Origin of the sequence: Desulfosarcina sp., from assembly GCF_033791525.1 — a bacterium.
Taxonomy (GTDB): Bacteria; Desulfobacterota; Desulfobacteria; order Desulfobacterales; family Desulfosarcinaceae; genus Desulfosarcina.
The window spans coordinates 1-22,433 of sequence record NZ_JASJGN010000104.1; the positions used below are offsets into that span (position 1 = coordinate 1).

Genomic DNA, 22,433 nt, shown 5'->3' on the forward strand with positions numbered 1-22,433 from the left:
GATCTCTGCGTTGCGCGAAAAATTTTATCCTCGGAATATCAACTATATGCACCCCAAGGGCACTTCTTTCAGGGCGCCTCCGGTAAAATTTTTCGCACGCCTTGATCTCGACCAAAATCCCTCATTTCTGGACGGACACTACCTAACAAAGGAGCGTCGATGGCAAACGAGCGCGTGCTGATAAAGTGCCGGAACTGCGGTACCCGTAACCGGGTTCCTGTGATGAGGCTGCAAGATGGTCCCCGTTGCGGGCGCTGTAAGCAGCCTTTCCCACCCATTCCCATTACCACCCGGCCGGTGATGGTGACTGATCGCACGTTTGCCGACGAGGTGATTGCCAGTCCCCTGCCGGTGCTGCTGGATTGCTGGGCTGCCTGGTGTGCGCCGTGCGGAGCTATGTCCCCCGTCCTGGAGGACCTGGCAAGGGCCTATGCGGGCCGATTGAAAATCGCTAAACTCAACGTGGACCAGAATCCGATGACGGCCAGCCGTCACAGTGTCATGAGTCTGCCGATGCTGCTGTTTTTCAGGGATGGAAAGGTGGTGGATTCGGCTGCCGGCGCCCTGCCGAGACAGGAGATCGAGCGTTTTCTCTATCGTTTTTTGAATAAGTAGTGTCCATGATACAATGGAGCTAAAATGAAGATTGCCATTACCGGGGCATCGGGATTCGTGGGAACGGCGCTGGCCCGTCTGCTGTTGGACGGCGGGCACGTGGTGACCGGGTTGGGAACATCTGGTTCGCATCCACTTCAATCGGCTGCGCACTTCACATGGGTCAGTGTGGACACCACCCTTGCCGGAACGTGGCAGGCAGCGGTGGGCCAGGCCGATGCCGTGGTCAACCTGACCGGGCGCACCATTTTCAAGCGCTGGTCCCGGGCCTATAAAGCGCAGATCGTCGACAGCCGTATTCTGACTACCCGCAATGTTGTCAGTGCCATGAACGGTGAGGACAAGATCCTGATCAGCACATCGGCTGTCGGCTATTACGGCAGCCGGGGTGACCAGGTGCTCACCGAGTATTCGACCCCGGGGGCTGATTTTATAGCACGCTTGTCCGTGGATTGGGAAGAAGCCGCACTGGATGCGGAAAAGCAGGGTGTCCGGGTGGCCATCATGCGTTTTGGCGTGGTGCTGGGAGCCGGCGGCGGCGCTCTGGCCCAGATGCTGCCGGTCTTTCGCAGGTTTGCCGGCGGTCCTTTGGGAAATGGACGGCAGTGGTTTTCATGGATTCACATGGTCGATCTTCTCGCTGCGATTCAATTTCTCCTTGATCACGACAATGCGCGGGGCCCCTATAATTTCTGTGCGCCGGGGGCGGTCCGCCAAAAGGATTTCGCCCGGGCGCTGGGTGTCGCCGTGGGTCGGCCGGCCGTGGTACCCGCCCCCTCTCTGGCCCTGCGGCTGATGATGGGGGAGGTCGCCGGGGTGCTCCTGGCCAGCCAGAAGGTGCGTCCCGACCGGCTGATCGCCGATGGATTTTCCTTCCGCTTCGCGGATGTCGACAGCGCCCTTGCGGACCTGGTAGATTGATCATGAAGCAACAGATACTAACCGCCACCGATTATCATCGGGCCACCAGCTACCGTCGCCATCACCTGACGCCCCACACCCTGGACTGGGCACACCAGCCCGTGCTGACCAAACACTACCCGGATCTGCCCCGGGTGACACTGGATCGCAGCGCGAAGTTGCCGACGATCGATTATTTCGACCTGGTGAACCGCCTTCAGGCCAATGAATCAAGCAGCTCGCAGGTACCGGATATTCAGAAGCTTTCAACGGCATTCAGCCTGACCCACGACATTACCGCCCGTACCATGCACACGGGCACGCCTTTTTATTACCGCAGCGTGGCCTCGGCCGGGGCCCTGTACCCGTTTGAAATTTACCTGGCCGTCCACCATGTGGACGGGATGGATCCGGGGGTCTACCACCATCACCTTTTCGAATCTTGCCTGACCACATTGCGCCACGGTCCGGTGCCTGAAATCCCGCCGGCGGATCGAGGCGTTTCAGCCACCTTCTACATCACCGGAATTTTTTTCCGCAGTGCTTGGAAATACCGCAACCGCGCCTACCGCTACGTGCTGTTGGATGCCGGCCATCTGCTGGAGAACCTGCAGCTGGCTTTGGGTGCTCTGGGTCTTTGTTTTTCCATCCAGCTTGATTTCGATGATGAACGGGTTGCGACCCTGCTGGGGCTGGATCCGCAGCGCGAAGTCTGCCTGGTCTGCGTTCATCTGCATGATGGTCGTGAGAGGGATAAAAAGCCTGTAGACGCCAACCCTTTGAAATCCCTTTCCGCGGACATTCTTCAGGCATCCACAGTATCGGATCAAGAGGTCACCTATGGGGAGATCCTCTCCATCCATCGGGCAGGAAGTCGAATCAGCAACACCGTTGCCGAGGCCCTACCGGCAATGGATGTGCTCGGAAACCTGCCGTCGTCGTGGATCGATCTGAACGTGCCGGATCATCCGGGATCGGCGGACTATACCCGTGTGCTGCGCCAGCGCCGCTCCCGCCGAAACTTTATTGCCGCACCCGAGACCGTGGACGGCTTCATGACTTTCGTGGACCAGATGGCCCGCAATATGGGACCGGTTTCGAACATGCCTCCGGCCTACCGATCCGCCATTACCCTTGGGTTTCTGGTTGGCGCGGGGATGCCGATTCCGCCCGGTTTTTATCTGCTTGATCCGGACGCGAATAGGCTGGGGCGCGTGTCGGACGCTGCGCTCACCGAATCAATGGCGTCAGCCTGCCTGGATCAGATGTGGCTGAAGCATGCCACCCTGCATCTGCTGTTCATGACCGACCTGGCTGTCCTCGACCGAGATTGGGGGCCGAGGGGCTATCGCTATGCCATGATCGAGGCCGGGCGCCTGGGCCAGCAGGCATACCTGGCGGCCACCGCTTCAGGCTGGGGGGCTTGTGGGATCGGTGCCATTTACGACCGGGAAGCGGCCGATCTGCTGGATTTGGCGGCTGACGGTGCATTGCTTTACCTGGTCGGGACCGGTCCGGTAAAAACGCGTTGACCCCTGACCGAAACGGACCCCCTCCCTGTGGGGCAGGGGCTGCTCCAGCTGCCGGCCCTGGATGCTAAACCAGCTTTGTCCGTTCCTATTTCAACGGGGAGAATCGACCATGTCCTCCGACCTCAAAATTTTCAGCGGCGGTGCCAACCCGCGCCTGGCCAAACAAATCTGCGAGACATTGGGCATCGGCCTCAGCCGCCTGGCGGTGTCCCGTTTTTCCAACGACAACCTCTTTGTCCAGATTCGTGAAAACGTGCGGGAAAAGGATGTATTCGTCGTTCAGTCGTTCACCGCGCCGGTGGGTGACACCATCATCGAACTGTTTATCATCCTGGATGCCTTGAGAAGTGCGTCGGCCCGGCGCATCACGGCGGTAATCCCCTATTTTTCGTACGCCCGTTCTGATAAGAAAGATGCCCCGCGCATCTCCATCACCGGCCGCCTCATGGCCGACCTGATCAGGACTGCCGGCGCCGACCGGGTCCTCACCATGGATCTGCACTCGGACGCGGTGCATGGTTTTTTCAGCATCCCGGTGGACCATCTTACTGCCATTCCCTATTTCGTGGACCACTTCCGCGGCCGGCTGGACCTGGACAATGCTGTGGTGGTGGCCACGGATGCCGGCGGGGCCAAACGGGCCGGCCGGTTTGCCAAACGCATTCATCTGCCCATGGCCATTATCGACAAGCGGCGCGTGGCCGACACCGAAGTGGTCCAGGGGCTGGTGGTGGGCGACGTGAAGGGCCGTGATGCCATCATCTTTGAAGACGAGATTTCCACGGGCGGCACCCTGGCCGCATCGGTAAAAACACTTGCGACGGCCGGTGTGAAAAGCATTCACGTCGGGGCTACCCACGGCGTGCTGTGTGGTCCCGCCGTAAAGCGGTTGGTGGACAGCCCCATCCAATCCGTGGCCGTCACAGATACGGTAGACGTTCCCCGGGAAAAGCAGGTCGAGAAGATCCACACCCTCTCTGTGGCACCGCTCTTTGCCGAAGCCATCCGGCGCATCCACACCGGTGAAAGCGTCGGTGCCCTCTTTGATTAGCGGGATGCTCATCTGCTTCGTTGGAAAGGAACGAATGGATTTCAATTGTGCTGTCGTTGCCCATGAACGGGATGCCGCGGCTCTGGAAAACGGCGACATCATCCGGACGGCGGCCCACTGGTACGGCACCACCATGAAGCCCCTTACCGGGGACTTGAACCGCGATAGGGAGCGCATTCCTCGCCGCTTGTCGGAGTGAAGCAGAGATCCCGAGCATCGGGGCGGCGGGGTTAGCGAGCGAACTGAAAATCGATTTTTCATCCTTACGGTGCCGCGAAGCACTGCCGTTTCAGGCAGAACATTCCCCGCGGCTTGCCGCGGGGAGGGTTCAAACTGTCCGGAAACCGCAGTCAGCTTGCTCTGGGAAAGCGCCAGGTGGAGGCCATTCACACCCCTGGGTACGCACCGGGATCCGTGGTCTACTCGGTGGAGTCGGATGGCCGGCGTGTCCTGTTCGGTCAGGACGTCCATGGCCCACTGCACGATGACTTTGCCTCCGACGCGAGGGCCTGTCGGCAATCACTGGTTTTTGAAGTGTCGACCTGGCCACTCGCATTATTCGTTAAAGTGATCGCTACAGTTGCCGATATCTCCTGTTAAGGAGACATAGCCATGGATATCGTCGTAATCAACAGCGCCTTCGTAAAGAACGAAGCACCGAAAAAGCGGGCGACACGGGTTCCCGGCAAAAAATCCAGCTTCGCGGAAAAGCGTCGCAACCGAACGGATCGGCGAAAAAGTGTCCGGGATGGTGTCGTAGTCAGCTTATCCTATCAGAAAGACCGGCGGACTGGAACGGACCGGAGACGGACCAAAGCCGATTGAACCACGATAGCGTGCGAACTGGAATTCGACGCGTTTTCTTGCGGATTCACCCCGGCCTGAGTCCCGGCGTTGTGAAGACTTCGTTTTTTTCATTGAACGGTTGGCCTGACCGGCTGGAATAAACATGCAACCGCACGGCATCATTCAACCCTGGTGGGCAGCTGTGGAGAATTTTCTCGTCCTGTGGTAAGATCAACCTCAGTCGCTCTCCTCACCCATCCAACCCTGACGCATGAGCCATCCATATGAACCAGATGAATGCCATGATGCTGGTGCGTATCCACGATCTGAACAAGACTGAAGCGCCTTTGGTGCCGCAGACGGTTCCCATTCCGACCCCGGGTGACCACGAAATTCTGATCCGGGTGGCGGCCTGCGGGGTTTGCCATACTGAACTGGATGAAATCGAGGGGCGAACCCCCCCGCCGCGGTTGCCCGTGATTCCCGGACATCAGGTGGTGGGGCGGGTGCAAGGAAGCGGAACGGGTGCCGTTCAGTTTCCCACAGGGCAGCGGGTGGGCGTCGCCTGGATCAATCGGACCTGCGGCTGTTGCGAATTTTGCCTGGAAGAACGAGAGAACCTTTGTCCCGAATTTGTGGCCACCGGGCGGGATGTCCATGGCGGCTACGCCCAGTATATGACGGTGAACGAGGCATTTGCCTACCCGATTCCCGATCGTTTTTCCGATGCCCAGGCGGCTCCACTGCTTTGCGCCGGAGCCATCGGGTACCGATCCATGGTCCTTTGCAATCTGCAGGACGGGCAACGTCTCGGGCTTACCGGGTTCGGCGCATCCGCCCACCTGGTGCTAAAAATGGTAAAGCACCGGTTCCCTGACGTGAGGGTTTATGTTTTTGCCAGAAGCGCCGGGGAGCAGGCATTCGCACGCGCTTTAGGTGCCGTGTGGGCCGGGGATACGAAAGACACGGCACCGCAGCCCCTGGATCGAATCATCGACACCACGCCGGCCTGGACGCCGGTGGTGGAAGCCTTGAAAAATCTAAAGCCGGGCGGCCGGCTGGTCATTAATGCCATTCGAAAGGAAGTGGCCGATCGGGATGCACTTCTACGCCTGGACTATTCTTCTCATTTATGGCATGAAAAGGAAATCAAAAGTGTCGCCAACGTGGCCCGGTCAGATGTTTCCCGGTTTCTGGAATTGGCGGACCGTATCCCCATCATTCCCGAGGTAGAGACGTTCAGCCTCGAAGCGGCCAATCGAGCGCTTATGGAGTTGAAGAACAGGCGGATCCGGGGTGCCAAGGTCCTCGTGATGGACCATCGGTGAAAGTGCATGGTTATTTCATGCCGCGCTCTTCGCTGCTGCTAAAGCAGGTCGCTATAGTTGCCGATACCACTGGCAGTCGCCGTAAAATTTGATCCAGAGCAGATCGTCAACACCCCGTGCATTGCATGGCCGGAGATGCCGTCGTGAGGAAATTTATCGCAAACCATGTCAAATTGATCAGCAGAATGGATCGGGATATCGGCGTCCTGATCGACAACTGCCTGGGGTTTCTCTATTCCATCGATCTGGAGCAGGACATGCGCAAAGAGACCGCCCGGATCGAATCGGCTCTGTACGATATGGTTTACCTGGGTCGAACGCCGGCCGGGTGCGAGTTCAAGGAAAATCTTTTCCGTACGCGGATACTGCCGCTTATGAAGGTCCTTGCACCGTCCGGATACTACTTCGGTATTGACCCGGACAATAACGGTCTGCTTGGATACTGGCGGCAGCCCGATGCTGACTCCGATGACAGTCAATCGATACCGGTCGGTTCCCGCACTGCCGGCTAACCGGGGGAATTGGTTCGACTGATTCGCTGCCTCACCGACAAAGCCGAGCAGAATCCGAACGCCGCTCACCGTCCACCTATCCGATTGCGCGCCCTGATGATGCTCCACGCCGGATACGCCTATTCCGGTGCAACGGCAGTCCATGCCGCCCTGGCCATTGCCCGTGACCGGTTCGGTCGGGTGGTCCTGCTGGGTCTCGATCACCGGGTGGGACTTCGTAATGCCTCGGTTAACGGGGCCTCCTGCTGGCGGCCCCCCTTGGGCACGGTTCCTGTCGGTGATTTCGGCCGCATGCTGAGAGGATGGCCGGAACTGTTCGCGACAGTAGCGGCCGCGGATTGGCAAGAGCACAGCGGGGAGGTGACGCTTCCTCTCACTGGATCCTCAGTGGCAGCAGGATCAGGACAACCGCGCCTGTGGCCGCTATCCGGTGGGAGTGCTGCTGGAACTGGCCCGGAAACACCATTGTCAGGCAGTCTGCTGCATTACAGCAACAGCGGTGATACCGCCGGTGACAAGACCCCGTGGTGGGATATGGCGCCGTCGCCTTTTATGGAGAAGAACGCATGCAAAACCGAACCGACAACCGACAGCCGCTGACACCTGAGCAGGGGGCTGCCCTGGTTGCATTAGCCCGGCAGACCCTGGTTCGCCATTTCGGTGAAACGATTGCATCGACCGACCCGCAGCGACTGGAGACAAAGCCTTCGGATCAGGCGTTTCAGGCCCGCTGCGGCACGTTTGTCACCTTAAAAATCGACAATCAGCTGCGTGGATGCATCGGCAGTCTGTCGGCCACCGCTCCCATTCTTGCGGGGGTGTGTGACAATGCACTGAATGCGGCCCTCCACGATCCGCGGTTTCCGCCGTTGGACAAAAAGGAGTTGGAAGCCGTGCACATCGAGGTGAGCGTGCTTTCCGAGCCGATCCCCCTGGCCTACACCGATGCCGATGATCTGTTGGCGCGGTTGAGGCCCGGTATCGATGGGGTGATCATCAAAAGGGGGTTCGCCAGTGCCACTTTTCTGCCCCAGGTGTGGGATCAGCTGCCCCAGCCGGAACCGTTCCTCTCGCACCTGTGCTTGAAAGCCGGCCTGCCTGCCGACCAATGGCGGGAAGGGGACCTGGAGGTTCAGGTCTATCAGGTTCAGTACTTTGAAGAGGACCGATGACGGCGGTGTCGGCACCATGGCGGCTAAGGGATTTCGGACCCGGATGATGCAGCCATCGCCAACCATCCTGGCCATTTTCTCCTGCCTGCTGGTCATTTTTTCCGTGTGTCAGGTGGCTGCCATTCGCTGGCTGTGGGACCTGGTTTTCACTCATGGCACGTCGGTGGGGTTTTAGTCTACCTTGGGTTACGTTGCCGTCACCCTTTTTCCCTATGCGCTGCTGGTGGGTTTCGTGTTGCCGCACAGCCTGTCGGTGGCCCGATTCCGGTCGGCCCGATATTCCGGCAACTGGATTTATATGGCCGACAGATGGGGTGTTATCGGTGGGTCGGATCAGTGTAAGCGTTCTGTGGCGTGGTTACGGATGAACTGATCGATCAGTTCCGTCTGAAGCATGGTCAGGCCCTCGAAGTGCACACCGCGGCGGGTCTGGCCCGCTTTGGAGAGGGGCATGCCGGGGACGCAGCTGTCACCGGGGATATCGGAAACGCTGTGGCAGGCGATGCCGCTGACGAGAATTTCGCCGTCGGGCGTCATTATTGCAAGCTGGTCAGATGAATGGCCCGACACCGATGCCATCTCGTGGCGGTAAGCCAGTCCGGAGGCGCTGATGTCTACCAGGCTGAACCGCTCGTAAGGGTGGGTGGAGGAGATCACAAACGTGTCTGCAGGGGCCCCAAATCGCGGATTTTTACGGTGCTCCGTTGATACTGGCATCAGTACGTTGCGGATGGTTTCCGCCAGTTGCTGCATGCCTACGGGCTTCATGATCAAGGACTGGATACCCAATGATTGTGAGTTCTCCTGACTGATCTGCTCGTTGAACCCGGTGCATAGAATAATGGGAAGGTCATTGCGCACGGCCTTGACGGCTTTGGCCAGGCCGGTGCCCGTCATTCCGGGCATGGTCATATCCGTGATCAGCAGGTCGTAGACCCGGGGGCAGGTGAGAAATGCCTTGAGTGCATCGGCACTATCGGTATATGCGCTGACCGTGTACCCGAGCTGCTCGAGCACCTGTCGCATCATGTCCATGAGCATTTCTTCATCATCCACGATCAGGATATGCTCATGGCCGCCCGGCAGTTGCTGTTGGTTGAAAATGGCGGGTTCCGCGTCAATGATTGCGTCCACCCTCGGCAGGTAGAGGTGAAATTCCGTGAACCGGCCAGGCCCGCTGAAGGCCCTTATGGTGCCGCCGATGCCCTTGATGATGCCATGAACGACCGAGAGGCCCATGCCTGTGCCTTTGCCGGTTTCCTTCGTGGTGAAATAGGGGTCGAAAATTCGATTGATGATATCCTTTTGGATGCCGTGGCCGGTGTCGGTGACCACCAACCTGGCGTAATTGCCCGGGGCAAGTTCTGTATTGGCGGCGGCGCTATCCAGCGTCACCGGATCCAGACGGATGGTCAGCACGCCGCCGCCGGATTCCATGGCGTGGGCGGCATTGGTGCACAGGTTGAGCATGATCTGGTGTATCTGGGTCGCGTCGGCGATGGTGATGCATTCGGTTGTGCTGATTTTGCGCTTGATTGAGATGTTGGTGGGCAGAGAGGCCCGCATCAGCTTGAGTGACTCCGTGATGACGCTGTTGAGACGAAGCGGCTTGCGGCCGGATTCTTCCTTGCGGCTGAAGCTTAGCAACTGCTGAATCATTTCCCGGGCCCTCAGGCTGGCCGTGAGAATCCGTTCCAGGTTCAGGTGGGCGGCGTCTTCGCTGGGCATGTCGGCCAGGGCCAGTTCCGCATTGCCTAAAATGATGCTCAGCACATTGTTGAAGTCGTGTGCGATGCCGCCGGCCAGGGTGCCGATGGCTTCCATTTTCTGGGACTGGCGCAGCTGGTTTTCAAGCTGTCGTTTCTCGGCCCGGACGCACACGTGATCGTGTTTCATCTGCCGCTGTTTCAGCACGTTCTCCACACGGATGATCAGTTCGTCGGGTTCGAAGGGTTTTCTCAGATAATCGCTGGCCCCTTTGCGGATGGCCTTGATGGCCGAATCGACGGAGGCCTCTCCGGTGACAATGATGAAGGCGGCGTCGCAGTGCTCCCGGTCAACGGCGTCGAGCAGTTCAAAGCCGGTCATCTCCGGCATCATGACATCCAGGATGACCAAGTCGGGGGATTCGGCATGGATGAGGGTCAGGGCATGGCGGGAGCAGTTGGTGCTTTGAACTCGATAGTTGCCTGTGTCTAAGACCGCCTTGATGCTTTTGGTCATCAATGGCTCATCGTCGCAGATCAATATTCGCGGGCGGTTCTCCATGAAACGCTCCTAAGTGGCTGAGTCCAGTGCAGTTCTGTATTCCGATTCATTGTCGCCGGCGGGCAGTTCGATGTGAAAACACGTCCCCCTGCCCGGGGTGCTTTCGCATTGCAGGGAGCCCTTAAGATGGGTTACCGCCTCATGGACGATGGACAGCCCCAGTCCATCATGACCCGTCTTCGAAGTCACATTAACCTTAAATAGGTCATTTTTTATCGCTTCGTCAATACCCGGGCCGTCGTCACAGACGCTGATTTTGATATGGCCAGCTTTTTCTTTGTTGCCGACAGGTCGGGAGGGGGATTTCAACAAGCGGCTGATCACCTTAATGGTTCCGCCATCGGGCATTGCTTCTATCGCATTTTTCAGTAGGTTAATCAATGCCTGCTTCAGCTGATCCCGATCCGATGCGATGACGGGGATGTGGGGATCCAGATCCTGGTTCAGGCGGATGGCCCTATCGCCGGGCAGGCTTTCACGAAACAGCCTCAGAATGTCGGTGATCGTGGCATTCACGTCAACGGTTTCTAAGTGTGTGGGAATGCTTTCTATCGGTGAGGTCAGGGATTTCATGAGCCCGGTCAAACGGTTGATCTCCTCATCGATAATCCGCAGCTCATCATTGGCCGGTGAATTTTCATCGCTGCGCAGGGTCAGGACTTTGAGATAGTTTTTGATGATGCTCAACGGGTTGTTGATTTCATGAACGATTTTGCGTGTTTTTGACACGGTCGACGCAACGCGGTCCGCCACCTCTCTGTTTTTCTGATCGTAACGTTGCTGTCCTCGTTTCAGCGCCCCGGCCACGGCAGCGGCAATGGCCTTCAACAGCGTTGTCTGCTGCTCGACCCATGGCCATTCACTGGCATCGATTCCCAGGAGTAAAATCCCCCTGCCGGCACTGCTGCTCGATCGAATCGGTATGCAGACGATGCCCTCTTTTTGCATGCCGGCCATGAGCTGCAGGTCGATGATCGTCAGTTTTCCCCGGTGGGGAGGTGAAAATGAATTCACCGTTTCACCACTGACATGGCTGATGGTTGGCAGGCAGTCCGATGCGGCCAGGGTAATGCGCAGCTGTTTTATGTTGAGCGGGAAGATGCTCCCTGCGGAGAAACGTCCGATTAAGCGATTGCCCTTGGGCTCATGATCCAACATGATCAGGGCGTCGATACCCAGAAATACACTGAGACTTTGCCGCAATACCCGCATGACAGCACGACGGTCGGTTGCCGTCAGCAGCTCTTTATAAACGCTGGACAGGACGGTGCTGGTTTTTATCACTTGGCTCAGGGGAATGGTGCTCGACTCGGTGGTTCGGCCTTGTTCCGGCACATCAGGAACAACGTCGAGCTCGTTTGCCTGCGCCAGGGCCTGCTCCTGAGCTGCTCGTGAAAGGCGGCTGAGCTGCTGGGTATCCAGGTTCAAGAGACTGGCAACCGTCTGATAGGCCTCGGGTGACGGATGTGGCTCAACGGCCAATCGGTTGGCCGACCACACCATCTGGACCAGTGGGAGGGCGTTGACAATTTCTGCCGCAGTGGCCGTGTGGTGCTCGGCCGTATCTGCAGCAAACCATGCACCGGTGTGACGACGAATCAACCGTGCCCCGATTCGGCCATGGTCTGATCCGGCAACCTGTTCCTCTGCTTTGAGCAATGGGTTCGCCTCAGCAGGGTCGGTTAGCATGGGGGCACATGCTGCCGGTGTTTGGGCGAATAGTACCAGTTTGCCGACATCGTGAAGCAGGCCGGCGGTATAGGCATCCTCCACGGGACGATAGTTCAGCGCCAGTGCCAGCCCTTGTGCCAGCAAGGCAGTGGTGAGGCAATGCCGCCACAACCATCCAAGAGCCAGGCCTTGTCGATGGTGGATACCGTTTAGTGCCTGATCGGCTATGGCTTGGGTCGTAATGGCATCGATGCCGGTCAACCCTGTACGGCTGACTACGTCGTCAATGCCGGAGGGCTCAGTCGCTCGAGCATTCGACCCCATGGATCGGTCGAGGCGCATTGCCAGGAAGCATAACGCGGGATCCATTCTGATGAGCCGGGATAGGTCGGGCAGGGCTATGGATGGGTCATGACGGACCTGGATGAGGCGTTCCAACAGATAGGGAAAAACAGTAAGTTGCAACCTGCCAGTGAATTCTGAAGCGATGCGCACAGCGACTGCCAGTCCCATTGAAATATCTCATCTGTTCAGCAGGCAAAACCGCGGAAAGTCTATGGCGATTATGCGAATTTGTCAACGAGGCCTTTGCATGACCCCGGACGGCTGATCGCCGGCCTTCGCCCAATCGGGCTCAACTTTTATTAGCCCTGATCTATTTCCGTCGTGGATGCAAACGTGGTCCTCTCGTGCCCACCATGCTTTCACCGGCGTCCCTATACAGTACCTAAGACCTGACCACCGCCAAGGTTTCCTGAACCACTCGCGCCGGAATTATAAATCGAATAAGTGTCTAATTTTTAAAAACTCTCTGTTGATAGAGCAATGAAGGTGCCAACGAAAGAAAACCACCGGCTTTATTAGTTGGAATGAAATATAAATGAATATTATCAGTAAGTTATATATTATGTGTTGTCCTTCCGATATTTTTGCGGCCCTTAAGAGAAGGGGATTATATCAGAAAAGATATGGTGCGCACTTCACAACCGTCCATTTTACTATGTAATAGTTTACACAATCGGCACATCCCGGCACAACGCCTGGCCCATTTAGTGTCAGTATCCTCGGAATATGCCCGTTCGCGATCTTTTTAGATTACAGCAAGGGTAAGTTATCCGATACGGTCACAATCGTTTGGGGTGGCATGGGTAAGTGGACGCCAGGTGCGTCCAGCGCGGAAGAAAAAATAAGAATCGGTTACACATGAGGCGGGAAGTTGAAACGCGGTGCATTCAGTCGGCTTTTTTGTCAACCAGGTCGAAGATGGCGCTCTTCAATTTCAGGGAAAAGGTCTCCGGCACTTGACGGCGTTCAAGGTTCCTGCACAATGCCACCGTTTGTTTCAGTGTCTCCAGGCAGACCTGACAGGGTGTGCACGACTTGATATGTGCTTCAATATCCTTGCAGGTAGGTGCGTCCAGTTCCCTGTCGATATACTCGGAAAGCCGTTCGAACAGCGCCAGGCAGTTTTCGTGGGAATGGTGCGGGTCAGTCTGTTTCATAATAAGATTTCAATGCTTCTCTGAGAAAAAGCCTCGCCCGGTGCAGGCGCACCTTGATGTTGGTGGGGGTCAGGTCCAGTATCTCAGCCGTTTCCTGAGTGGTGAACCCTTCCACGTCCCGCAAAACAACTACCAGCCGGTATTTTTCCGGAAGGTCCAGCATCGCTTGTCGGATGACGCCGGCCAGTTCCCCGCCAAGCACCTGATCCAGAGGCTGGGACGCCCAGCGAGGCAGGTCCATAGATACGGCCGATTCGTCTGCCGGAAGAAATTCGTCCAGAGAGAGTTCTCTGTCGGGTGCATACTTGGATCGGCGTTTTTTTTTCAGGCAGGCGCTGGTGGCGACCCGGTACAGCCAGTTCCTGAATTTGGTTTCATATCGAAACCCCTCGAGGTATTTAAATACATTCAAGAAGGTGTCCTGCACCATGTCTTCCGCGTCACTGGGGTTATCGCACATTCTCAGGCCAAAGTTGTACAGGCTTTTCTCGTAACGATTGACCAACTCATAAAAGAGATCCTGACGACCGCCGTTGATCGCCCGGACCAGTTCGGTATCCTTAGCGTCGTTTTTCGTTTTCTGCGACGGTTTCGGCATTGGTTTTCTTGTCTGTCACCTGACAGGCATCGCTCATTCACGTAGAGATACCCAGTTTCGGCAGAATATAGGCCTGAAGAAGGATCCAGACGCCCACTACCCCCAGCAAGATCAATATTTCCTTCATCTTTTTCCCTTTCATATGTGTTTGTATGGGTGATGTCCATTGGTTTTTTACCACGGCACTAATGAGACAAGGGGGGGGATTCGGTTACAGTGTAGGGCGGTTTGGTGTGGAACTCAGTGCCTGGCCTTGATGCTGCCGGCGTCGATGCCATATTTTTTGATTTTATAGTGGATGGCCCGCCGGCTGATGCCCAACACCTCGGCGGCCTCTTTTTGAACCCCGCCGGTCTGTTCCAGGGCCCGGAGGATGGTGTTCTTTTCGCTCTCTTCCAGGGAGAGGCAATCGTCACCGGCCAGATTCTCGGCGCAGGTTTCCGAAATGCCTGCCACATGAAAATCCTCCGGCCGAAGCACGTGGTCCCGGCACATGACGATGCCCCCTTCGATGGCGTTTTTCAATTCCCGGACATTGCCGGGCCACGAGTAGTCACAAATCCAGCCCATTGTTTCTTCAAGGACGCGGACCATTTCCACACTGTGCTGGCTGCAGTATTGCCGGGTGAAGTGGTCGACTAAAAGAGGGATATCCGCTTTTCGCTCCCGCAGCGGGGGAATGGTTAAGGTCACCACCTTGAGGCGGAAATACAGGTCTTCCCTGAACCGACCGGCTTTAATGGCTTCGCCCAGATCGGCATTGGTGGCCGCGATGATCCGGCAATCCACCGGGGTTCCCTTGAGACCGCCGATTGGCCTGATGGTCCGGTCTTCGATAAACCGGAGCAACCGGATCTGCATCTCATGGGAGATGTTCCCGATTTCGTCGAGGAACAGCGTCCCGGTATCCGCCGTTTCGATGAGTCCCTTCTTGTCGCTTACGGCATGGGTGAATGACCCCTTGACGTGGCCAAAGAGTTCACTTTCCAGAAGACCGGCGGGTGTGGCTCCGCAATCGACCACGACAAACGGTTTCTTTCGGCGGTGGCCCAACTGGTGGATCCGGTTGGCGATGCGCTCCTTGCCCACCCCGCTTTCTCCGAGAATCAGTACATTGACGCTGCTTCGGGCTACTCTTCTAACCAGGCCATGCAGGTTCTTCATGGCCGGACTTTTTACCTGGTCGTCGGTATCCGTTTCCGGGACTGGATCGACGGCTTGGGCCGGGTCCGCGTCCTGGCATTCCAACAGCATCAGCTGGATTTTTTCGGTCAAGGCCTTGCCGTCAAAAGGCTTTTCGACGTAGTCCACAGCGCCGGATTTGACGGCTTTTACCGCATCGGGCACATTGGCGTAGGCGGTCAGAAAGATAATCGGAAGGCCCGGTTGAATCTGGATGATTTCCGACAACAGTGCCATGCCGTCCATCTCGGGCATTTTGACATCAGACACCACGAGGTCGATTCGGCGGGTCTTGAGGATCTGAAGCGCCTTGCGCCCGCTATCCGCCTTGTAAACGGTGAGCCCGCAGCTGGAAAGCCGGGCATCCAGAACTTCCAGTACATTTCGGTCGTCGTCTACAACGAGGACAGATTGTGAGGGGGTGTTATTTTTCATCGTTTCATTCGCTGGGCGCTACCATTTCGGTCTTTTTCTTCTGGATATTCTGGTCAATGGCTTCCAGCGCCTTGATTTTTTCCTTGAGCGATCGGTTTTCGGCTGCGGCTGCATCCAACTGGCGCTGCAATCGATCCGCCTGCGCCGCTTTTTCTTTCAGGGCGGCCTGATCGGTTTGAGAAGGTTGGTCGCTCTGCTGCTGGCCCTCCTGGGGCAGGTCGGCAGGCGCTGCGGTTTCGTCGGATGTCCGTGCCGCCGGCGGATAAAATTCGATCACCCGAGTCGTGATTTTGGGTGTCATGCGAACGATTACTGGGTCGAGCAGGGCCAGCTCCCAGTCATGATCATTATTCGGTGCAGATTTGCCGAAATCGTGCCACAGGCCAATAGCGGCGGTATAGTCCGACTGTTTAACTGCCAACATCAGGCGGCAACAGATTTCACCCAGCCACGCTTTTCGGGCCAGGTTTTTATCGTTTCCTGCCGTTGAAAGCGTCCTGAACAGCGCCATGGCCTGTTTGTAATCACCGCCCCTATAAACCGACAGTGCGTTTTCGAAGGACGCATAGTCCGATTTGAATCGCTTCCGGCTTATGATCTCATCCAAATCGTGAAAAACGGACGCACAGCCCGTAAACAGTCCAATGACGATGATCAGGATGATTGTCAGGCGGTATGATTGGCTCCATAACGTTTTCATGAGGTTCCTGCTTTTTGTTCAACCACCGTCTCCGATAATTACCGCTCTCTACTTAATCGCCATCGCACGACAATACAAGAAAATTCAAGGATTGCCGTTCACACCGACGAGCCGGAATCATCACCCGGGTGCGCTGGGCAGGGTGAACCCGAAGGTGCTTCCCTTACCCACCTGGCTGCTGACCCACACCGTGCCATGGTGGGATTCGACAATGTTTTTGACAATGCTGAGCCCCAAGCCGACGCCCTCCAACCGCTCGCGTTCCCGCTGACCTCGATAGTATTTGTTGAATAAAAATGCTTGATCCTCTTCCAGAATACCGGGGCCGTTGTCTTTGACGAAAAATGAGAGCTTGTTTTGCGATCGGTGTTGACGGACTCCGACAGTGATACGGGTATCGGGTTCGGAAAATTTCACAGCGTTGGACAGATAGTTCAACATGGCCTGTTGGAGCTGTTTTCGGTCGCCGACGATTGGAGGCAATTGGGAGGGAACCTGAATACGCAGATCGATGCTTTTTGCCTCGACGGCCAGCTTGATGCTGTTGGCACATTCGGAGATAAAGGTGTGCGGATCGATGGGCTCCAACTGCATATTCAGCAGGCCGGGCTCCAGCCGGGATGCCTGCATCAGATGGCTCAGCAGGTCGCTGATGCGGCTGATCTCCGCACCGGCGATTCCTAAAAATTTTTCCTGCCGGCTGTTGATGGAGCCCATCACCTCCTCCCGAATCATGTTGACCGACTCGCGGATGGATGTCAACGGAGTGCGGATCTCGTGGCTGAGCATAGAGATGAAATCGGACCGCATCAGTTCCTCTTTTCGCAGGCGATTGGACATTTCGTTGAAGGCATGGGCCAGTTCGCCGAATTCATCCTGGCTGCGGACCTTAAGCGGGGTGCTGAGCCGATCCGAGGAGATCTCCCGGATGCCACCCATCAATTCCCGCAATGGGCGGATCATGGAATAGGCCAGGTAGCAAATGCCCAAAAAACCGACCAGGCTGGAGACCGCCAGGCCGATGAGCCCGTTTTTGGCGGAAAGCCGACCCTTGCGATTCACTTCCCTGGTGGCCTGTTCGATTTCAAGCTCATTTTTCAGCCGTTCGTCGGAAATTTCACCGATCCAGTTGTTGACGATCGATTCGGGGATCCAGAAGGTATTCACGGCTTCAGGGTCTTTTACCTTACCGTTAAGATATGCGTAGACCTCCGCCGCGTTGGGATAGGTGTCGTAATCATGACTGATGTCCAGCCACACATCGGAAATGTCATGGCCCATGGTGGTCAGTCGGACCACCTGAGCCAGGTTTTCTTCAAAGGCCCGTTGCGCTTCATTGAAGAAGACCAGATAGTCGGCTTTTTTGAGCAGCAGGAACTTCTGTTTATTTTCTTCCATGCTCAGCAGGGTTCCCATCATCTTTTTCGTCCCGGAGGCAATGGCATAATTTTTCGCCACGATGGATCCGGACAGTTTGACCACCTGCTGGACATTGATATACAGGACCAGGATCGTGCCATAAAAAATAGCAATGATAACGAGAAACCAGACCAGCAGTTTCCCGGTGATTCCAAATCTCAGATTCATTGGGGGCGGTGCTTTCCAAAAAAGTGTGGGCCATCTCATCTGATGCCTTTCGTAACCGTTAACCCAACTCACCGAGGCAAATCAAACACCCACGGGTGTTCACAAAAAACGTAACCAAGTGCGCAAAAATCGAAACCAAAGGCGGCCTTCGTGAAGCACGGGGCGAATAAATGCTCGATGGGCGGGGCCGAAAATCGTGGCACGGCCATTGCTATTACCATCTTATATGACGACCGCAAACACATCCTTGCATGCAGTTTTCAAACGAAAAGAAGGTTGAGGATGACAATGAAAAGACACTATCGCCTTGCAAAGTCTATTCAAGGAGAGCATCGGATTGCCTTCGAGCGGCGCCGGTTCTCCTATACCGGTATCATTCCAGAGCGAAGATCAGGTGAGGACCGAAGGGATGACGTTTCATTGGTCCACACCAGTGCCCCTTCTGCAGTGTTGCCTTATCGCTATTGATTCTGAAGCGCAGCCCTGAAGGGATAATGGGCCTTCTGCCGACGGGGCAGTGATGTCTTTCACTGCACTGCGCCCGTCCGGGATGGCTCGACGCTCACGTGCACCCTGTTCGACTTGGATGACTATGCTTTTGTCGGCCGGGCGTACGATCGTCACGCCGCAATTGCGTTACGGGTTGGGCAGGCATCTGGCCACGATAAATTCAGTGATTGCTTGGATGTCGGCAGTTGAGAACTGGGGAACCGTCACGTCGAGGGGTGTGTCGGAAACCATGGCCATCAGGGTGTCGTCTTCCAGGCATGCGGGATGCCGATGTCTTTCCGCCCTGAAAATTTCAATTTTTGGAGCACGATCGCTTTTAAACCCTTCCGTGATCAGCAAGTCCATATCATTGAAAAAAGGGATCAGATCGTCCAGACGCTCACTGGGTACATCCTTGATCATGGCGATCTGGCCGGGAGAAGCGATCATCACGGTATCTGCACCCGCCTGCCTGTGACGGTAGCTGTCTTTCCCTTTCCGATCCATATCAAAACCGTGATGGGCATGCTTGACAATGCCGATGCGATAACCCCGGCGTTTCAACTCGGGGATCAGTCGTTCGATGAGCGTGGTTTTGCCGGATTCCGACTTGCCCACGATGGAGATAACAGGCGGCAAGATATTCTCCTTTTCATTCAAATTACGAAAATGGTCAGCACTCCGGCCGGTCGCGCGAAAAAATTAAGCCGCGAGATAACCAAAGTCAAGACAATTCAAGCCATGACATTGGGGCGGACACCCCGATTGGCCAGTCCTCGCCCCTAGTCATGACGGTTGTTGTGAGAACTGGATCTTCTTGACCAAAATTTCGGATCACGTTACATTCGTTGCCATAGGTTGCTGCATGGCGGACATGGACCTTGACGATAAAATACCGTTAACCGACAGATATCCCGGATTTTCCAGGGGTGTGAAGGACTTGAACCGCGAAAGCGAGCGCGTTCCCCGCCGCTTGTCGAAGCGAAGCGGAGATCCCGCTAATCGGGGCGGCGGGGTTAGCGAGCGAACTGGAAAGCGATTTTCATCCTTACGGTGCTGCGCAGCACTGCCGTTACAGGCAGAACATTCCCCGCGGCTTGCCGCGGGGAATGTTCAATTCCTTTTAAAAGGCGTGAGGTGGGCAATCATACCCAACGTTCAAATTGCGGTTGTGGAAGATGACCCGTTGGTTCGTGATTTTGTAGTCGATACCCTTGAATTCAGCGTAAACCGCAAAGTCCACACTTTCGACAACGGATTTGCGGCCTGGCAGTACATTCAGACATCCAATCCCATTCATATCGTTTTTTCCGATATCCATGTACCTGATATCGACGGCCTTGAATTGACCACCCGAATCAAGGCGGCCCAACCCGAAATTATCTGCATCCTTGCATCGGGCAACCCTGCTGATGCGTTGCGGGCGTCCGAGGCCGGTGCCTTTGTGCTCAAACCATACGGCGTCAGTGATCTTTTCGCTCTTGTGCAGACATTTGTTGTGGAAGACCAGGGGCGGCGAGGCTAAAAAAGTTGATGAACGCCTTCCTGAACGGGTGACTTTATCGCTCCCTGTCGGCAGGTTTCATTGCGGCGGTGCACGGGTAAGGGGTTAGAGACGGGTCAATCTGATGGGCAGAGATGGTTCTTCACATTCGGGATCGGTCGCTTCGTGGGTGTAGTGTTGGATGATATCTCTCAGTTTGCGCTTCTGGACCGAGGTCAGGCCGTTGAATCGAATACCCTGGCGATTGATTCGCCGATTTTTAAAAAGCAGTGATCCATTTTCTCGGTCTGAGACGATTCTAAAGGGAATTTGGTTGATACCGGTGGGGTCATCTGCCGTTACTATCCGCAGGGCATGGGCGCGTTTTCCCATGGTGAAGCCATGATCCTCGTAGTAATAGGACAGGCCGCCCATATTGATATCACCGATCTGATTTATGGCAAGGGTGTTGTCAAAGGTCACGAACAGGCCCCTGCGCGCCTTGTGCCGACGCCGCTTGCGAAACTTGAATTGTATCAGGCGCATGAACAATCCGATCATTGAAGAACCGTCCAATGGTTTACTATTCAGGATAAGGATTGACGAATGCTGAAATCGCCAACCTGGAAAGAAAGGCAAACGGGATACGGCTGTAAAGGAGATGCAGACCCAGTGCAATTACCGAGTATCATATAAACCGCAATTCCCGCGGATTGGCAACCTTTTTTTATTACGCACCGGTTGACGGATCGAAGCATGGACGCTCCGTAAAGAAATAAAACGATTGGGCATTTACCGGCATTTCCTTGTATAGGCCCCTTCTGGCAGATGGCGCCGGCAGGCCAGGGCGAAATCTTCCGGGTAGTGCCCGTTGATCCAGCGCAATTGGGCTTCGCTGAATGCTCCGGGGGAGTCTGGCAGCCTGGGCAAAAAGGAGAACAGCAACCGCTGGTCCTCATCTCTACCGACGACGGATTTCGAATATTCAATGGTGGTGATCATGCGTGCCCCCATGGCCCCCAGCACCTTAACGGCAGTCAGCATGGCCCGATCCAGGGATCGGCGCATGGGCGTGTCGGCCTCGACGATGTTGCCCACCGATGTTTTGGGCATCAGGTTCAGCTCCCACTGGGAGGTCTGGGCCTTGGGCGCGAACACCATCACCCGATCGTCTTCAAAAACCACCAGGCTTTGTTCGCGTTGCGACATTCCATCCATTCGCTGGTTACCAGTGATCGCCTGCTGATAGCATTCGAAAAAGTTTCTTCCCGTTTCATGACGAAATGCCTTGACGAAATCGCTTACCAGATCCCCGCATGCGTATGCCGGAAGGGCCCCCTCACCAGTGGCCAGCGGTACCTCGGTAGGGATCAGCGCGAACTGCTGGTGGATTTGCTGGTGGGAGGCATGCAGGCGATATCCGCTGGGTGCGTAGTCAAATCCGTAATTCCAGCCCCACAGGGTTCGGTCAAAGGCAATGGTTTTATCTCCCGTCAACGCCCTTTGGATTTTCAGTCTCAGCTTTTCCAGTTCATTGGCGGTCAGGGTTCGTCCGCCGGCAAGGGGTGTAATACCCAACAAGCCGGCCAAGCGGGAATAGCTGCGTTGGTAGTACAGGTGGCGCATGCCGGTCATATCTTGCAGGGTTAGATCCTGCAACCGATATCGCACGGCGTTGTCGGCCATGTTGGCGGCATAGTGACCCCAAGGGATGTAGGAGTTTCTGCGCAGGTACTCAAAGACATGGCTGCCCGGGTTCGATTGGCACCATTCACCCACGATCTCGCTCTCACCTTGGACGCCGGGGCGAAGTACCATGGCCTGTTGATAGGCGTGGGGCAGGTGGCGGTTGTTTGCCACGGCTTCGAACAGGCCCTCATCCGCAATCACCGCCTTGATTCGTCCGTCGGATCGCCTCTCATAGGCCAACCCCCAGGGGTGGCCGCTGTCTTCATCTTTGCAAAAGGTGCAGGCCACATGGGCCAGAGCGCACAGGTCCCGGGCATCGGTGGATGTTACCGCCAGAGCCAGCTGAAGCGGGCGGGGCAGGTTGCGGATAGCCCGGGTGGCCGCCCGTTCATCGGTATGACCTTCAAAAAAAGAGATCTCCGGTGCCTCCGGCAGCGCGATGGTCTCGGGTTTGCGCGCACGGGCATCAGCCCAGGTCTTGCCGATGTAGGTGGTGCCCCGGAAGGGGAGGGCGTTGGGAACCTCGAAGATCCAGTCCGCCGCCGGTTCGTGCACGGGGCCGCAGGGAAAATTATGGGTATTGCGGTGACGGGCGCCCTCCGGCAACGTGCCCAGGTCGGCCAGTCGATCCGTCTCACGAAAATTGTCTGCGGTGAAATGCGGACGGTGCAGGCCAAAAATAAACCGACCCGCCGATGAAACACAGGTACGCAGCTTCATGTCCGTTGTTCCTATTTTTTGAATGAATACCATGTTCTTAAAAAGATACACCGATTGTCAACACATGTGCCGACGACGGTCAACGGAAAGTCTACTTTATCTCATAAACGGCCTTTATTTGCGAGTGTCTTAATCCGGCTGGACCGAAACAACACTGCCGAAGGTTATTGATTCGGTAATTTTTAACGATATCTGATGGCTTTTAAGATTTGG

The 22,433-nt window shown here is 56.1% G+C and carries 23 protein-coding genes; 13 read left to right on the forward strand and 10 right to left on the reverse strand.

Annotated features, from left to right (window positions below; genetic code table 11):
• Positions 1 to 159 precede the first annotated feature (159 nt).
• The 12 genes from QNK41_RS04955 to QNK41_RS05010 all read left to right on the forward strand — a co-directional run bounded on the left by QNK41_RS04955 (position 160) and on the right by QNK41_RS05010 (position 8,071).
• Positions 160 to 615 (forward strand): thioredoxin family protein, encoded by a 456-nt coding sequence (locus QNK41_RS04955; RefSeq protein WP_319254364.1) that lies wholly within the window; start codon positions 160 to 162, stop codon positions 613 to 615.
• A gap of 24 nt (positions 616 to 639) precedes the next feature.
• Positions 640 to 1,536, forward strand: a complete 897-nt coding sequence (locus tag QNK41_RS04960) for a TIGR01777 family oxidoreductase (RefSeq protein WP_319254366.1) — start codon at positions 640 to 642, stop codon at positions 1,534 to 1,536.
• A gap of 2 nt (positions 1,537 to 1,538) precedes the next feature.
• A complete protein-coding gene (locus tag QNK41_RS04965; RefSeq protein ID WP_319254368.1) occupies positions 1,539 to 3,047 on the forward strand; it encodes a SagB family peptide dehydrogenase in 1,509 nt (502 codons plus the stop codon).
• Positions 3,048 to 3,156: 109 nt separating this feature from the next.
• A complete protein-coding gene (locus QNK41_RS04970; RefSeq protein WP_319254371.1) occupies positions 3,157 to 4,098 on the forward strand; it encodes a ribose-phosphate pyrophosphokinase in 942 nt (313 codons plus the stop codon).
• Between the two features lie 34 nt (positions 4,099 to 4,132).
• Positions 4,133 to 4,297 carry a hypothetical protein gene (locus tag QNK41_RS04975; RefSeq protein WP_319254373.1) on the forward strand — a complete coding sequence of 55 codons (165 nt, stop codon included), beginning with the start codon at positions 4,133 to 4,135 and terminating at the stop codon, positions 4,295 to 4,297.
• Positions 4,298 to 4,473: 176 nt separating this feature from the next.
• Positions 4,474 to 4,698: a hypothetical protein gene (locus QNK41_RS04980; RefSeq protein WP_319254375.1), complete on the forward strand. Its 225-nt coding sequence runs from the start codon at positions 4,474 to 4,476 to the stop codon at positions 4,696 to 4,698.
• Between the two features lie 12 nt (positions 4,699 to 4,710).
• Positions 4,711 to 4,923: a hypothetical protein gene (locus QNK41_RS04985; protein ID WP_319254377.1), complete on the forward strand. Its 213-nt coding sequence runs from the start codon at positions 4,711 to 4,713 to the stop codon at positions 4,921 to 4,923.
• Positions 4,924 to 5,168: 245 nt separating this feature from the next.
• Positions 5,169 to 6,212: a zinc-dependent alcohol dehydrogenase family protein gene (locus QNK41_RS04990; protein ID WP_319254379.1), complete on the forward strand. Its 1,044-nt coding sequence runs from the start codon at positions 5,169 to 5,171 to the stop codon at positions 6,210 to 6,212.
• Between the two features lie 143 nt (positions 6,213 to 6,355).
• The gene (locus QNK41_RS04995; protein WP_319254381.1) at positions 6,356 to 6,724 is read left to right on the forward strand and encodes a hypothetical protein; all 369 of its coding nucleotides are present in this window, start codon (positions 6,356 to 6,358) and stop codon (positions 6,722 to 6,724) included.
• A gap of 9 nt (positions 6,725 to 6,733) precedes the next feature.
• The gene (gene amrB / locus QNK41_RS05000) at positions 6,734 to 7,324 is read left to right on the forward strand and encodes an AmmeMemoRadiSam system protein B (protein ID WP_319254383.1); all 591 of its coding nucleotides are present in this window, start codon (positions 6,734 to 6,736) and stop codon (positions 7,322 to 7,324) included.
• Positions 7,291 to 7,896, forward strand: coding sequence for an AmmeMemoRadiSam system protein A (amrA, locus tag QNK41_RS05005; protein ID WP_319254385.1), 606 nt, complete (start codon positions 7,291 to 7,293; stop codon positions 7,894 to 7,896). Before amrB ends, amrA begins: the two co-directional genes overlap by 34 nt.
• Complete coding sequence (locus QNK41_RS05010; protein WP_319254387.1) at positions 7,880 to 8,071, forward strand: hypothetical protein; 192 nt, start codon at positions 7,880 to 7,882, stop codon at positions 8,069 to 8,071. The genes amrA and QNK41_RS05010 overlap by 17 nt, the downstream gene beginning before the upstream one ends.
• Before the next feature lie 158 nt (positions 8,072 to 8,229).
• Here the strand turns inward: QNK41_RS05010 and QNK41_RS05015 are convergent, their stop codons facing one another.
• The 8 genes from QNK41_RS05015 to mobB form a co-directional block, all read right to left on the reverse strand.
• A complete protein-coding gene (locus QNK41_RS05015) occupies positions 8,230 to 10,164 on the reverse strand; it encodes a response regulator (protein ID WP_319254389.1) in 1,935 nt (644 codons plus the stop codon).
• Positions 10,165 to 10,173: 9 nt separating this feature from the next.
• Entirely contained in the window at positions 10,174 to 12,348 is a 2,175-nt protein-coding gene (locus QNK41_RS05020; RefSeq protein ID WP_319254391.1) for an HDOD domain-containing protein, read from the reverse strand.
• A gap of 719 nt (positions 12,349 to 13,067) precedes the next feature.
• Positions 13,068 to 13,337 carry a zf-HC2 domain-containing protein gene (locus QNK41_RS05025; protein WP_319254393.1) on the reverse strand — a complete coding sequence of 90 codons (270 nt, stop codon included), beginning with the start codon at positions 13,335 to 13,337 and terminating at the stop codon, positions 13,068 to 13,070.
• Entirely contained in the window at positions 13,324 to 13,935 is a 612-nt protein-coding gene (locus tag QNK41_RS05030) for an RNA polymerase sigma factor (protein ID WP_319254395.1), read from the reverse strand. Before QNK41_RS05030 ends, QNK41_RS05025 begins: the two co-directional genes overlap by 14 nt.
• Positions 13,936 to 14,175: 240 nt before the next feature.
• Positions 14,176 to 15,552: a sigma-54 dependent transcriptional regulator gene (locus tag QNK41_RS05035; protein WP_319254397.1), complete on the reverse strand. Its 1,377-nt coding sequence runs from the start codon at positions 15,550 to 15,552 to the stop codon at positions 14,176 to 14,178.
• A gap of 4 nt (positions 15,553 to 15,556) precedes the next feature.
• Positions 15,557 to 16,252: a hypothetical protein gene (locus QNK41_RS05040; RefSeq protein ID WP_319254399.1), complete on the reverse strand. Its 696-nt coding sequence runs from the start codon at positions 16,250 to 16,252 to the stop codon at positions 15,557 to 15,559.
• A 120-nt stretch (positions 16,253 to 16,372) separates the two neighbouring features.
• A complete protein-coding gene (locus QNK41_RS05045; protein WP_319254401.1) occupies positions 16,373 to 17,839 on the reverse strand; it encodes an ATP-binding protein in 1,467 nt (488 codons plus the stop codon).
• 636 nt (positions 17,840 to 18,475) lie between these two features.
• Positions 18,476 to 18,967, reverse strand: coding sequence for a molybdopterin-guanine dinucleotide biosynthesis protein B (gene mobB, locus QNK41_RS05050; protein ID WP_319254403.1), 492 nt, complete (start codon positions 18,965 to 18,967; stop codon positions 18,476 to 18,478).
• Positions 18,968 to 19,202: 235 nt separating this feature from the next.
• On the opposite strand from mobB, the gene QNK41_RS05055 reads away from it, so the two are divergent.
• On the forward strand, positions 19,203 to 19,853 hold the full coding sequence (locus tag QNK41_RS05055) for a response regulator (protein ID WP_319254425.1): 651 nt from the start codon (positions 19,203 to 19,205) through the stop codon (positions 19,851 to 19,853).
• 84 nt (positions 19,854 to 19,937) lie between these two features.
• On the opposite strand, the gene QNK41_RS05060 is transcribed toward QNK41_RS05055, so the two are convergent.
• Positions 19,938 to 20,357: a hypothetical protein gene (locus QNK41_RS05060; protein WP_319254406.1), complete on the reverse strand. Its 420-nt coding sequence runs from the start codon at positions 20,355 to 20,357 to the stop codon at positions 19,938 to 19,940.
• Between the two features lie 246 nt (positions 20,358 to 20,603).
• Positions 20,604 to 22,220, reverse strand: coding sequence for a hypothetical protein (locus QNK41_RS05065; RefSeq protein ID WP_319254407.1), 1,617 nt, complete (start codon positions 22,218 to 22,220; stop codon positions 20,604 to 20,606).
• Positions 22,221 to 22,433: the final 213 nt, after the last annotated feature.

Coding starts and splice junctions, on each gene's coding strand:
- QNK41_RS04955 (WP_319254364.1), top strand. CDS start 160: ATGGCAAACGAGCGCGTGCTGATAAAGTGCCGGAACTGCGGTACCCGT.
- QNK41_RS04960 (WP_319254366.1), top strand. CDS start 640: ATGAAGATTGCCATTACCGGGGCATCGGGATTCGTGGGAACGGCGCTG.
- QNK41_RS04965 (WP_319254368.1), top strand. CDS start 1,539: ATGAAGCAACAGATACTAACCGCCACCGATTATCATCGGGCCACCAGC.
- QNK41_RS04970 (WP_319254371.1), top strand. CDS start 3,157: ATGTCCTCCGACCTCAAAATTTTCAGCGGCGGTGCCAACCCGCGCCTG.
- QNK41_RS04975 (WP_319254373.1), top strand. CDS start 4,133: ATGGATTTCAATTGTGCTGTCGTTGCCCATGAACGGGATGCCGCGGCT.
- QNK41_RS04985 (WP_319254377.1), top strand. CDS start 4,711: ATGGATATCGTCGTAATCAACAGCGCCTTCGTAAAGAACGAAGCACCG.
- QNK41_RS04990 (WP_319254379.1), top strand. CDS start 5,169: ATGAACCAGATGAATGCCATGATGCTGGTGCGTATCCACGATCTGAAC.
- amrA (WP_319254385.1), top strand. CDS start 7,291: ATGCAAAACCGAACCGACAACCGACAGCCGCTGACACCTGAGCAGGGG.
- QNK41_RS05015 (WP_319254389.1), bottom strand. CDS start 10,164: ATGGAGAACCGCCCGCGAATATTGATCTGCGACGATGAGCCATTGATG.
- QNK41_RS05020 (WP_319254391.1), bottom strand. CDS start 12,348: ATGGGACTGGCAGTCGCTGTGCGCATCGCTTCAGAATTCACTGGCAGG.
- QNK41_RS05025 (WP_319254393.1), bottom strand. CDS start 13,337: ATGAAACAGACTGACCCGCACCATTCCCACGAAAACTGCCTGGCGCTG.
- QNK41_RS05030 (WP_319254395.1), bottom strand. CDS start 13,935: ATGCCGAAACCGTCGCAGAAAACGAAAAACGACGCTAAGGATACCGAA.
- QNK41_RS05035 (WP_319254397.1), bottom strand. CDS start 15,552: ATGAAAAATAACACCCCCTCACAATCTGTCCTCGTTGTAGACGACGAC.
- QNK41_RS05040 (WP_319254399.1), bottom strand. CDS start 16,252: ATGAAAACGTTATGGAGCCAATCATACCGCCTGACAATCATCCTGATC.
- QNK41_RS05045 (WP_319254401.1), bottom strand. CDS start 17,839: ATGAATCTGAGATTTGGAATCACCGGGAAACTGCTGGTCTGGTTTCTC.
- QNK41_RS05055 (WP_319254425.1), top strand. CDS start 19,203: ATGGACCTTGACGATAAAATACCGTTAACCGACAGATATCCCGGATTT.
- QNK41_RS05060 (WP_319254406.1), bottom strand. CDS start 20,357: ATGCGCCTGATACAATTCAAGTTTCGCAAGCGGCGTCGGCACAAGGCG.
- QNK41_RS05065 (WP_319254407.1), bottom strand. CDS start 22,220: ATGAAGCTGCGTACCTGTGTTTCATCGGCGGGTCGGTTTATTTTTGGC.